This is a genomic window from Ensifer sp. 2TAB8 (assembly GCF_052115125.1).
Classification (GTDB): Bacteria; Pseudomonadota; Alphaproteobacteria; order Rhizobiales; family Rhizobiaceae; genus Ensifer.
On the sequence record NZ_JBFRGB010000002.1, the window covers coordinates 40,668 to 52,854 of the forward strand.

Sequence of the window (12,187 nt, forward strand, 5' to 3'; positions counted from 1 at the left end):
TAGTTCTATCGCAACGCCATCGGCCCATTGGACCCGTCCGAACCGGAGACCCTCCGCATGTCCCTCACACTCTACCAGCATCCGCTCGCATCCTTCTGCCATAAGGTGCTGATTGCGCTTTATGAGAACGAGACGCACTTCAAGAGCAGCCTTGTCGATCTGCTGGATCCGGAGGAGGCAGCGCGCTTCGCCGCACTCTGGCCGGTCGGCAAGATGCCGGTTCTCACCGATAGCGCCCGTGACGTCGTGATGCCGGAAACGTCGATCATCATCGAATATCTCGATCGCCATTATCCCGGCCGCCAGCGGCTGATCCCCGATGATCAGGACACCGCGCTGAAGGCGCGGCTTTGGGATCGCTTCTTCGATCTCTACATCCATGTGCCCATGCAGAAGATCGTCACGGACACGCTGCGCGCATCCGGCGAAAACGACCACCGCGGCGTCAGCGACGCCCGCGCGGCGCTTGGCCTTGCCTATGGYATGGCCAACAAGCACTTCGCTGACAACACATACGCCGCCGGTGATGCCTTCAGCCTTGCCGATTGCGCCGCGACGCCCGCGCTTTTCTATGGCGGCATCGTCGAGCCCTTCGATGAGAAATACCCGCACCTCGCCGCCTATTTCGAACGCCTGCTGGAGCGCGCCTCCGTGCGCCGCGTGCTCGCCGAAGCGCGGCCCTATTTCCACATGTTCCCATACAGGAACCTGATGCCGCCGCGCTTTGTCGATATGTAGGCGCGCAATTCACCCTACAGCCCGCGTCAGACGCGCAAAGGTCGCCGTATCGCGTTGAAGTCAGGCATCCGAGCGGCGCCATGTGGCGCCGAAGTGCTGCTCCAGCCACATGGCGCTCTCGAACAAAGCCGTCTCGTCGGAAATGCCGCTGCGGAACTGGCCCGTGAGTTGGCGCGCCAGCCGATCGGCGCGCTTTCCATAACGTGGGATGTTGCACCAGATGCACACCCGATCGAAGGTGCGTTGAAGCATGTCGAGTTCGTCCGGGCTGATCTGGCCGTCCACTTCGCCTGCGATCTCGTGTATCAAGCCCTCCCGGCTCCCGTGGACAAGCTTGTCAGCGTTTTCCCGAGACACCGATCTCAACTCGAAACCGATCGTATGTTTCAGGGCTGTCGCCTTGCGGATTCCCCGCTGGTAACAATTGAAGATGCGTTTTGCGATTGTGGACGCGGCCTCGCAATCTCGCGACAGGCAGCGCTCACGCAGAATGTCACCGAAGATCTGATCGATCTCGTTCATTTCGTGGGGGAGAAGCATCTTCGCGGAAGACAACGCTCGACCTCCTGTACTGGGGCGAAAGCGCGAGTGATCTTCCAGCCGCCGGGGCCCTTAGCACAGCCCAGCGATAACGAGAGTATGCGCCGATCCGGCGACAAAGCAACTCCGGCTGCGCCCGAGGCCGAAAGAGCCGGCGCAGATGCTGACGAAGCTTACTTCACCTGCGCCGGCGGCGTGCCGATCGGGAAGGCAACGGTGACGAAACCGGCGGTACCTTCCGGCCGGTTCTTGGCGCCGAATTCCTGGAAGACCTTCAGCGTCAGCGACACCGGCGTCTCGGCCATCTTGAAATTGTAGCCCAGGGTGCCGCCAATCGCGGCGATACGGCCCTTGAAGGGGCCGAGCCTTGCGCCGGCGCCGCTGTCGCCAGTCACCTGCTGGTAGAAATAGCCCGCGACACCGGCGGAAAATTCCGGATTGAAGTGCTGGGTGACCGCCCATTCCGCGTGGAATTCCGTACCCGTGCGATAATCGGTCGCCGGGTTCTCACCGTTGAAGGTGAAGCCCGCCGCACCCGAAAGGTCGAGGCCGGTTTCCGGATTGAACCAGGTGCCGGCGAGCGTGAAGTCACCCGCCCAGCGATTGAACGACAGGTTGGCGAGCTGACCCTTCTGGTAATCGCCGATCGGCACGTTGACGGTGGCGTTCGCCGTCCAGTGAAAATCGCCCTCGTGCCAACCGAGGACGGCACCGAACACGGGATCGCCGATCGTGAAGATCGAGTCGCTGACAGAGGCCGAGCGGCCGGCCCTGGGGGCGGAAAGCGTGGCCTCGACGTTGGGGCCGCCGAAAGGCACGATCGCCGTGAAGCCGAGATTGCCGCCCATCACCTCCTCGGGCAGGACCCAGAGACCGGTGACGAAGTCGCCAAAGAGCTTCGCATCGACTTCGCCGACAATCTCGCCGCCAAGCGGAAGCTGCTTGTTGCCCTTGAGCTCGCCGAAATAGAAATAGGTATCGTTCTGGATGTAGTGCCCGGGCGGTGCCAGCAGGCCGGCCATCGGGCCACGCGCACCAAGCAGATAGAAGCCGGCGCCGTTTTCAGCCGCATTCGCCGTCAAAGGCGCACCAACGCAAGACAGACTGGCAACGATTGCCGACGCGGACAGCAGACGCTTCGCAACGTTCATCGAGTGATTCCCCTCATCTCTCGGCCGGGACGATACCATTTCACCGTGTGCAAGCCAGCCCTAAGAAACAGGAGCCTCACCAAGCGTGAACATCCGTTTGCAAGGTGTTGCAGGCGTATACACCTTGCCCGGCCGGAACACGCTGCTTACCTTACGGCCAGTATCACGCTCGGCTTGATCCACAACGGTGGCTTGCGTCCCCGTTCCGTTCTGCCTGCACCAGCAAAGGACCCGCGACCATGGAATACCGGCTGCTCGGCCGCTCCGGCCTGAAAATCTCCACGATCACCATGGGCACGATGACCATCGGCGGGCTCGGCAAGTTCGCAGAGGTCGGCAACGTCGGCCTCAAGGAGGCGAGCCGTTACGTCGATCTTTGCCTCGATGCCGGCGTCAATCTGATAGACACGGCCGACATCTACTCGACCGGCGCCTGCGAGGAGATCATCGGCGACGTGCTCGGCGGCAAGCGCAAGAACGGCGTGCTGGTTGCAACCAAAGCGCGTTTCTCCATGGGGCCTGGACCCAACGACGGCGGCCTCTCGCGCCAGCACTTGATCGCCGCCTGCGAGGCGAGCCTGAAGCGGCTGAAGACCGACGTCATCGATCTCTACCAGGTGCATGAATGGGACGGCCTCACACCGCTTGAAGAGACGATGGAGGCGCTCGACAGCCTCGTTCGAAGCGGCAAGGTTCGCTACATCGGCTGCTCCAATTTTTCCGGCTGGCACATCATGAAGGCGCTCGGCATCAGTGCGCTCGAAAGCCGGCAGCGCTTCGTCAGCCAGCAGATCCACTACACGCTGGAGGCGCGCGAGGCCGAATACGAGCTGATGCCGATCTCGATCGACCAGGGGCTCGGCGTGCTCGTCTGGAGCCCGCTTGCCGGCGGCCTGCTCTCCGGCAAGCACCGCCGAAACGAAACGCCCGAGGGCACCCGCCAGCTCGCCGGCTGGAAGGAGCCGCCGATCCGCGACGAAGAGCGGCTGTGGAAGATCGTCGACATGCTCGTTGCCATCGCCGGCGAGCGCGGCGTGTCGCCGGCGCAAGTGGCGCTTGCCTGGCTGATCGGCCGCAAGGGCGTCACCTCGGTCATCATCGGCGGCCGCACGGATGCGCAGTTCTCGGACAACCTCGCCGCCGCCAACCTGAAGCTCTCCGACGAGGAACGCGAACTGCTCGACGCCGTCAGCCTGCCGCCGGTGATCTACCCCTATTGGCACCAGCTCTGGACCGCGAAGGACCGTCTCGGCGAGGCCGATCTGTCGCTGCTGGGGCCGCATCTGTAGAGGGCGGTTCCCTATCCGGCCCGCCAACGCTCCTTCGGCACTATGGAGCAAGTGCCATTGAAGGCGGCACTCCTGTAGCGTCGCCAGATGACCGCCGCGGTGGTATCATCAACCGGCGCGGTCGCGGTGTCGGGCAGCCGGATTGTGCATGTCGCGTCAATCGCCTGGGGTTCATTCGGCGGATCTCCTGAGGGGGAGACAGCCATGGCAACTGCAAGAGCAGAGCGGCGGCTGGCCGCGATCCTGGCCGCTGACGTCGTCGGCTATTCCCGCCTCGTCGAACATGACGAGGCTGGGACGTTGTTGGCTCTCAAGGATCTGCGCCGGGTGGTGATCGATCCGCTGCTCGCCGAGCATCAGGGCCGGATCGTCAAGCTGATGGGCGACGGTGCGCTCGTGGAGTTCGGCTCGGTCGTCGATGCCGTGGCGTGCGCGGTCGCCATCCAGAAGGGGGTAACCGAGAACCAGGCCGATATCGCGCGGGAGCGACGCATCATCTTTCGGATCGGCGTCAATCTCGCGGATGTGATCCATGAGGTTGATGGGGATCTCTACGGCGATGGCGTCAACATCGCCGCCCGCCTCCAGACCGTGGCGGATCCAGGCGGCATCTGCATCTCCGGCACGGCTTACGATCACCTCCAGGGCAAGCTTGACTGCGACTACGAGTATCTCGGCGAACGCGCGCTCAAGAACATGGACCGGCCGGTGCGGCTGTACCGCCCCGTTCTGGAAAGGACGACCGCACAAACGGCATCACCGAGGCCCGCACTTCCGGACCGACCATCCATTGCCGTGCTGCCGTTCAACACCATGAGCGCCGACCCGGAGCAGGACTTCTTCAGCGATGGGCTCACCGAGGACATCACGACCGCGCTGTCCAAGCTCAAGGGCTTCTTCGTGATCGCCCGCAACACGATGTTCACCTACAAGGGAAAGCCCGTGGATGTGCGCGCCATCGGGCGCGAACTCGGGGTCCGCTATATTCTGGAGGGGAGTGTCCGCAAGGCCGGCAACCGGATGAGAGTGAGCGCGCAGCTCATCGATGCGGCCTCCGAAGTCCATCTCTGGGCCGAGAGGTACGACGGCGACCTCGGCGACATCTTTGCCATTCAGGACGAAATCACCGCAAGCGTCGTCGGCCGCATCGGGCCGGAACTGCTCGCGGCAGAGCATGCCCGCGAAAGTCCCAAGCCGCATCACGGCCTTGATGCCTGGGAATGTGTCGTGCGGGCAGTGTTCCTATGTTCGCAATTGTCTGAGGAGAGCAGCGAAAAGATGCTCCCCCTGCTCGATCGGGCAATCGGACTGGCTCCCGGTTATGCCCAGGCGCTCGCCATGAAAGGCTGGATTACCATGTGGCGCGCGTTCCAGGGGTGGGAGGACATGGGGTACGCCCTGGCCGTTGGCAGGGATTTCGTCCAGCAAGCCATTGCCGCGGACGACAAGGAACCGTGGACCTACCTTGCGCAGGCGATGATCGCCTTTGCCACGCGTGACAATGTTCTGGCAATGGCGGCAATCAGCCAGGCTGTCGCGATCAATCCCAACTCCGCGTTTGCACACGGCCAGTTGGGACTTGCGCATGCCAACGGGGGCCGCGCAGCGGATGCCATTCCTTGCATCGACTACGCCCTCAGGCTGAGCCCGCGCGAGGCTTTTCTCGGCGACTTTCAGTTTTACTACGCCATGGCCCATTTCCAGGGCGCGAATTACGAGCTTGGGTTGAGTTACGCGCGAGAGGCGCATCGCTTGCGATCCGGCCACGCGGTTCCGCTGATCATCGGCACGGCCTGTGCCGGGCTTCTGGACAACCAGGAGGCTGCCAAGGACCTGCTCGGACGGCTGAAATCGATCGTTCCCGACATCTCACGCGACGCTGTCGGAGCAACATCGTCTTTCGTGCGCGCCGAGGATCGGGCGCGCCTGATCGAGGGACTAGCCCGTGCCGGCCTGAATTGACGAGTTGGATTGACCTCGACCGAATGCCGGACAAAGCCGAGCCTCACCACCGATATCCCTTCGGCAGCACCCTGCACAGCAAACATCGCCATTGCCCCTTGACTTCCCGCCCAAGATCGCCATTTCATATCATATGATACACGCAGTCACCGCATAGGAGACGACCATGGCCAGCACTCAACCGGCTTTCGCCCCCGACAGGCAAGCGGCCCGCCAGGAAGAGGCCGTCATCGTCAAGGCCGTGGTCAAGGCCTGTGACCTCTGGCATCTCACCAACAGGGAGGCCGCCCAGCTCTTCGATGTGCCGATCGCCACCTGGAACCGGATGAAGGCGGGGGACTTCAAGGGCAAGCTCGACCAGGACAAGCGCATGCGCGCGAGCCTGATCGTCGGCATCTTCAAGGGGTTGCGCCTCTTCTTCAACGGACCGCTCACCTACCAGTGGCCGAAGGCGGTCAACACCGGGCCGCTGTTTGCCGGCCATTCACCGGTCGAGCTGATGATCGAGGGCGGCATTCCGATGATGCTGAAGGTGCGGCGCTACCTCGATGGCCTGCGCGGCGGCCTGTGAACTGATGATCCCGGAGATCGATTTCAACGAGCCGGCGACCGTCCGCCTGATCTCGACCGCCTACATTACCGAGCCCGCCGTCAAGCCGCTGGCGGACGATGACGACGAGGTCGAGATCCTCAACCGGCTGGAGGCGATGACCTCGGCGCGGCTGAGCCCGCTTGCCCTGCCCGCCGGCGTCGATCCGGCCGAGCTTCTGAACGAGACCTTCGGCTATGGCTGGTCGCTGATCAATGCCGCCTTCTGCCATGCCCGCCCGCCGGGCAACCGCTTCAACGGCGAGGAACGTGGCGCCTGGTACTGCGCCTTCGGCCCGCGCGCGCTTCAGACCTGCCAGACGGAGATCGTCTACCACCGCGCCCGGGCGCTCCGCGAAGCCGGCAGCTTCCACGATATCGGCCGCTACCGCGAACTGATCGCCGGCTTCACCTGCCGCTTCCATGATGTGCGCGGCGAAAAGGATGCCGCCTATCTCTCCCCAGATACGGCTGTCGCCTACCCCGCCGGCCAGGCGCTCGCCGCCACCATTCTTGCCGAAGGCGGCAACGGCCTGATCTATCCCTCCGCCCGCGATCAGCAAGGCGAGTGCCTCGCCGTCTTCCGCCCCTCGGTCATCCAGAACGTCCGCCAGGGCCGCACCATCACCTTTCAATGGTCGGGCACGCCCGAGCCGCGCATTCTGGACGAGAATTGAGCGGCGAACCGGCGTGACCGCAGAGCCGCCAAGCGGTCCGCAATGTTCCCGCAATGCGCATCCTCGACAAGGGCTCGCCTTTCCGGTTTCCCGCGCTACACTTGCCGCGGCCGGATTCGGCCTGAATAGAAACCACTTATAAATCAAATTGTTATTGACGCCTTTGCCCCGCTGGATATGCGCCGGCGCCTGGAAGCCAGGCCTCACTCTCTCTTAGGCTGCCAGGAGAGGAAAACGGCTGCACCACGTTCCACTTGACGACCGCCCGTTTCGCGTAGGCTGCGACGCGACCGGCGCGTTCTCCAGGCTTGGGATGTGGCCGCTGCGAGCGCCGCATCGTCCCTTCTCCCCACCCGTGATGAGAAGGCGCCGGCAGGGCGGCCGGGAAGCAAAGCGTCGACCATGAGGAACGAATGACGATTACACTTTTGCCCGTCGATGCCGTCGATGCCGACGTCATCCGAAAGCTCGACGTTCACGAAAACCAGATGAATTTCATCGCCAGCAATGAGGAGTCTCTCGAAGAACTCGCCGAGCGCCCGGAATGCGTGGGTTTTGCCGTCATTGCCGAGGGCGCCCCCGTCGGCTTTGCCATGTATGCGCTCGATCCGGATGACGGCAATCACTGGATCTACCGGCTGATGATCGACGCCCGCCATCAGGGCAAGGGCTATGGCGCCAAGGCGCTGGCAGCCCTGCTCGACCACATGGCCACGATCCCCGAATGCGGCGACATCTATCTCGGCGTCTACCCGGACAACGCCCGCGCCTACGCCCTCTATCATCGGTTCGGCTTCCGCGAGACCGGCATGATGCTCGGCGAGGAAAAGGTCATGTGGCTGAATCGCACGTCGAAGTAGACCACGGGGCTGCGTCCCGCTCGGCGCGGATCGGATCAATCCGGTCCCATCCGCGTACCATAACCCTGCCCTCGGCGCGCTACGACGCGACCGGGGCCGCCACCGGCTTCGTCAGGCGCAGGCCGAGCACCAGCAAGCCGCCCAGCGCATAGACGAAGACGACGGACAGCCAGACGGCGCCCGGCCATTGTTCGCGAACGGCAAAGTAGATGCTCGAAAAGGCGAGCGGGCTGATGATCGAGGCGAGGCTCACGGCCGAGGCCAACACACCCTGGAACTGGCCCTGCTGGCTCTCGTCGACCTGCCGGGTTGCCAGCGACTGCAGCGCCGGCACGCCGATGCCGCCGAGCGCAAAGACCGGCATGATCGCAAAGATCATCCAGCCCTCGGTCGCAAAGGCCATGACGGTGAGCGCAAGGCATACGCCGGCGATACCCGCCAGAATGGCGCCGCGCTCGCCGAAGAGCTTCACCGCCGGCCCGGGTAGAAACGTCTGGGCGAGCGTCTGGCAGACGCCGAAGGCGCCGAGCGACAGGCCGATCCAGAAGCCGTTCCACTGAAACGTCTCGCTGCCCCAGAGCGCCCAGCAGGTGCCATAGGCCTCGCCCGTGGCGCTGAAGACCAGGAAGAGGAAGACGATCGGCAGCACGCTCTTGACCGAGAACACCCAGCGCAGCGGCTTGAGCGGGCTGAGCGCATCGAGGTCGATCCTCTCCCGGCTCGGTGTGCGCGACTCCGGCAGCACGAAATAGGCCAGAGCCAGATTGCAGCCATTCAGCACCGCCGCGGCGATGAACGGCAGACGCAGCCAGTGATCGCCGGCGACGCCGCCGAGAACCGGTCCGACGATGAAGCCGATGCCGAACATGGCGTTGAACAGGCCGAAGCGTTGGGCGCGCTTATCCTCGGGCGTGATGTCGGTGATATAGGCGGTCGCAACCGACATGTTGGCGCTTGTCAGCCCGGCGATCGCACGGCCGAGGAAGAGCATTGAGAGATTGGGCGCAAAGGCCAGGAACAGGTAGTTGATGGCCGCACCGGCAAGCGAGATCAAAAGCACCGGCCGGCGGCCCAGCCGGTCGCTGAGCGCGCCCAGAACCGGCGCGAAGATGAATTGCATGACGGCGTAGAGCGCGGTCATGGTGCCGATATAGGGCGCGACGTTTTCGGCCCCTGTGACCTCCTTCAGCAGCGAAGGCAGGATGGGAAAGATAAGGCCGATGCCCACGGCATCGAGCACGATGGCCGTAAAAATGACGATGAGAGGTTTCTTCATGATGCGTTCCGATCGACGCAAGCACGCGCACGCCAACAGGCGCCGATGCCTTGCGATTGGGTGACCTGACGATGCAGGCGATGGGTTTTGGGAAACGCTGGCCGATCCGTGCTCAAAAGCAGGGATGGCGTGTGCTTGACCGCCTGGACGGGAATTCGTCCACCTGTTTACTCCGCCACTGAGCGGATCAAGGGAGGCAGTCGCTTTTCGCGATGGCAGGCACTTAACACCGGATGGCGGAACGCGGCAAGCCCCACAATATTGCCGCACGAGCCGGCAGACAACGCCTGGAAGCGTTCCTCACCGAGCCATGTTCAGTTCGGAGACCGGCATGGAGATGGTGCAGCGCAGGCCATCGGGCGCGAGGGTGAAGCTCGATCTTGCCTGAAGTTGATAGGGCAGCGCCCGCTCGATCAGTTCGCGCCCGTGTCCCGTGCCCGCGCCGGCTTCGGCTGCAGGCGGCATGCGCACGCCGTATTCGTGCCAGTCGAAGTGAAGCCAGAGCTTTTGGTCCTGCCCGGCGTCGATGCGCCAGCGAACGGATAGCGTGGCGCCGGCCTGTCCCAGGGCGCCATACCTGACGGCGTTGGTCGCCAGTTCATGCAGCGCCATCGCCAGCGTTTGCGCCGTCGATGAACGCAGCTTCACGCCGGCGGGGCCTTCAAGCCGCACGCGGCCCATATCCGCATCCACCGCCGCCAGTTCCGCCCGGATAAGCTCATCGAAAGCCACACGCTGCTGGTCGGTCAGGCGCGACAACAGGCCCTGAACCCTGGCCAGCGCCGAAAGGCGACTGTGGAAATGGGCGTAGAAATCCGGCAGGTCCCTGGCTCTGCGCGCGGTGGTCTCGGCAATGGCCCTGACGACCGCCATGAGGTTTCGCGTGCGGTGCTGGAGCTCGGCGACGAGCACCTTCTGGCGGTTTTCCCATTCCCGCCGCTCGGTGGTGTCGGTCATGGCGCCCACCATGCGCACCGCCTGCCCAGTCTGATCGTAGAAGAAGCGGCCGCGCCCCTGCAGCCAGCGAACGGCGCCATCCGGGTGCTTCGTGCGAAACTCCGTGACGAACTCGCTGCGCATCGCCTGCGCCCGCTCCAGCAGGGCTTCGGTCTCCGCCCGGTCGTCCGGGTGAATGCGCGCGGACCAGTTTTCATAGCTCGGCGTCACCTCGTCCACGCCATAGCCCAGCATGCGAAAGTGCTCGCTGCTCCAATGCACGTCTCCAGTCAGGACATTCCAGTCCCAGAGGCCGAGGCCGCCTACCTCCACCGCCGTTCGCAGCCGCTCCTCACTCGCCCGAAGCGCCATCTCCGCCTTTTCGCGCTCGATCAGGTCGGCCGCTTGGCGCGCCACCACGTCCAGCAGGCGCAGCTCCCGCTCCGTCGGCTCGTGAACCTGCTCCCAATGCGTCGACAGCATGCCGATGATCGCGCCACCACGGGAATAGAGCGGGGTCGTCTGAATGGCGCGGATACCCGCCTGCCGATAGGCCACCAGGTCCGCGGTTCCCCGCATGAATTCCGCAGCCTCGACGTCGGACACGATCACGCGCTTTCCAGTGTGAAGCGCACGCGCGCACGTGCATCCGGAGCCCAGGCGAACCCATTGCCAGAACTGCGCTGCCTCGTCGCTGAAGCCGCGATGGGAAAGCAGGTTCAACGCGCCGCCCGGTCCCCGGTCGGCATGCAACATCTGCAGGCTGGCGAATTGCGACCGCATGATGCCGACGGCGCCGTCCAATATGGTCTCGTAGACGGCCTCCGGCCGTCCGTCCTTGATCAGTTCCAGGCTGATGGCCTGCAGCCGCTCGCTGTCTTCCAGCTCGGCACTGATCTGCTGCCGGCTTTGATGATGCGCGATGATCATCGAGGCGGTGTGCGTCAGGTTTTCGGCAACGGCCAGATCGTCCGCGGTCGCCTGCCGCGGCTCTGCGAAAAACATGGCGAAGGTACCAACGACCTTGGACGCAGCCGTCTCGACCGGAAATGACCAGCAGCCGCGATAGCCGGATTCCCGCGCAAGCCACAGCCAGGGCTTCCACCTGGGCTCGTTTTCCACGTCGGGCGTAATGAGAGGCTTGCCGAAATCGATGGGAAGGCCGTGGGCGAGCGCGCTCGGCCCGAGCTTGAAGCCGTTGACCCCGCCCGCAAAGGCATCGGGCATGCCCGTGACATAGTTGAGCTCGGTGCCGTCGGTATTGGCGATATAGAAGGCGCAGTGCGCGATCCCGGCCACCTGACGAAGCGCCAGCGCGATCAGGATATCGAGCGACGCCGAAAGCGGAGCGCCGTTGACGGCGGCCTGGAACGCCTCCATCTGCCCGGTCAACCAGGCACTGCTGCGCTCGAACTCTTCATGAGCCGCAAGAGACAGGCTTGCGTCGTCGTTCATAATCGAGGCGCTCCCTTTTCGACCTGGGCCCGAGGGCGGAGCGGCAATCGTGGCAGAGACGCTTGCGGCAAGTCCGGACGAAGGACCGCCGGGGTCGTCAAAGCGCCATTCGGGCGCCTCTGCGCTTCCCTCTCTATATACCATTTCGGCCCGCCCTTGGCCGAAAACGGCCGAGACCGGCAGTTCGTTCCGCTTGACGTCGCAGCGGCGACGTCAGGCTCGGCAGTGTCTGCTCGTCACAGGCCAGCATTGCAGCCACCGGCCAACCGGCGCAGTATCCCTCCACCTCAACAACGGGATCGATGCACCATGCTGAAAGGCTCATGCCATTGCGGCAACGCGAAGTGGTCACTCGAAGGCGACCCCGGATCGATCACCGCCTGCAACTGCACGCTCTGCCGCCGCTATGGCACGCTCTGGGCCTATGACTACGAAGGCGAGCGGATCGGCGTGACCGGGAAAACCACCTCCTACACCCGCGCCGACGAGAAGACCCCCTCGCTCGAGATCCTGTTCTGCCCGACCTGCGCCGGCGTCGTCGCCTGGCGGAGCCTGCATCTCGACGAACACGGACGCCGGCGCATGGCCGTCAATCTGAGGCTGGCGGAACTGGAGCAAGTCGCCGATCTCCCCATCGACCATTTTGACGGCTTCGACACCTTCAAGGACCTGCCGTCCCGGGGAAAATGCGTGCGCGATCTTTGGGCGTAACGCG

The 12,187-nt window shown here is 64.0% G+C and carries 11 protein-coding genes; 7 read left to right on the forward strand and 4 right to left on the reverse strand.

From position 1 onward, the window contains the following. The first annotated feature begins 57 nt into the window (after nucleotides 1-57). Nucleotides 58-738, forward strand: coding sequence for a glutathione S-transferase family protein (locus tag AB4Z53_RS05885; RefSeq protein WP_441595256.1), 681 nt, complete (start codon nucleotides 58-60; stop codon nucleotides 736-738). A 60-nt stretch (nucleotides 739-798) separates the two neighbouring features. On the opposite strand, the gene AB4Z53_RS05890 is transcribed toward AB4Z53_RS05885, so the two are convergent. Together AB4Z53_RS05890 and AB4Z53_RS05895 are read right to left on the reverse strand one after the other, a co-directional pair. Then, a complete protein-coding gene (locus AB4Z53_RS05890; RefSeq protein WP_441595257.1) occupies nucleotides 799-1,293 on the reverse strand; it encodes a hypothetical protein in 495 nt (164 codons plus the stop codon). Between the two features lie 158 nt (nucleotides 1,294-1,451). Then, nucleotides 1,452-2,429, reverse strand: a complete 978-nt coding sequence (locus tag AB4Z53_RS05895) for a SphA family protein (protein ID WP_441595258.1) — start codon at nucleotides 2,427-2,429, stop codon at nucleotides 1,452-1,454. A gap of 239 nt (nucleotides 2,430-2,668) precedes the next feature. On the opposite strand from AB4Z53_RS05895, the gene AB4Z53_RS05900 reads away from it, so the two are divergent. The 5 genes from AB4Z53_RS05900 to AB4Z53_RS05920 all read left to right on the forward strand — a co-directional run bounded on the left by AB4Z53_RS05900 (nucleotide 2,669) and on the right by AB4Z53_RS05920 (nucleotide 7,805). Beyond that, nucleotides 2,669-3,718, forward strand: a complete 1,050-nt coding sequence (locus tag AB4Z53_RS05900) for an aldo/keto reductase (RefSeq protein WP_441595259.1) — start codon at nucleotides 2,669-2,671, stop codon at nucleotides 3,716-3,718. A gap of 87 nt (nucleotides 3,719-3,805) precedes the next feature. Continuing rightward, nucleotides 3,806-5,680 carry an adenylate/guanylate cyclase domain-containing protein gene (locus AB4Z53_RS05905; RefSeq protein WP_441595260.1) on the forward strand — a complete coding sequence of 625 codons (1,875 nt, stop codon included), beginning with the start codon at nucleotides 3,806-3,808 and terminating at the stop codon, nucleotides 5,678-5,680. A gap of 166 nt (nucleotides 5,681-5,846) precedes the next feature. Next, complete coding sequence (locus AB4Z53_RS05910) at nucleotides 5,847-6,251, forward strand: antitoxin Xre-like helix-turn-helix domain-containing protein (RefSeq protein ID WP_291150591.1); 405 nt, start codon at nucleotides 5,847-5,849, stop codon at nucleotides 6,249-6,251. Further along, nucleotides 6,229-6,945, forward strand: a complete 717-nt coding sequence (locus AB4Z53_RS05915; RefSeq protein ID WP_441595261.1) for an RES family NAD+ phosphorylase — start codon at nucleotides 6,229-6,231, stop codon at nucleotides 6,943-6,945. Before AB4Z53_RS05910 ends, AB4Z53_RS05915 begins: the two co-directional genes overlap by 23 nt. A 413-nt stretch (nucleotides 6,946-7,358) precedes the next feature. Beyond that, entirely contained in the window at nucleotides 7,359-7,805 is a 447-nt protein-coding gene (locus tag AB4Z53_RS05920) for a GNAT family N-acetyltransferase (RefSeq protein WP_441595262.1), read from the forward strand. A 79-nt stretch (nucleotides 7,806-7,884) separates the two neighbouring features. Here AB4Z53_RS05920 and AB4Z53_RS05925 read toward each other — a convergent pair whose 3' ends face one another. Both AB4Z53_RS05925 and AB4Z53_RS05930 read right to left on the reverse strand, forming a co-directional pair. Next, the gene (locus tag AB4Z53_RS05925; RefSeq protein ID WP_441595263.1) at nucleotides 7,885-9,081 is read right to left on the reverse strand and encodes a TCR/Tet family MFS transporter; all 1,197 of its coding nucleotides are present in this window, start codon (nucleotides 9,079-9,081) and stop codon (nucleotides 7,885-7,887) included. Between the two features lie 300 nt (nucleotides 9,082-9,381). Continuing rightward, nucleotides 9,382-11,472, reverse strand: a complete 2,091-nt coding sequence (locus AB4Z53_RS05930) for a GAF domain-containing protein (protein WP_441595264.1) — start codon at nucleotides 11,470-11,472, stop codon at nucleotides 9,382-9,384. A 309-nt stretch (nucleotides 11,473-11,781) separates the two neighbouring features. Here AB4Z53_RS05930 and AB4Z53_RS05935 point away from each other — a divergent pair, with 309 nt between their 5' ends. Beyond that, entirely contained in the window at nucleotides 11,782-12,183 is a 402-nt protein-coding gene (locus AB4Z53_RS05935) for a GFA family protein (RefSeq protein WP_291150579.1), read from the forward strand. The last annotated feature ends 4 nt before the right edge of the window (nucleotides 12,184-12,187 follow it).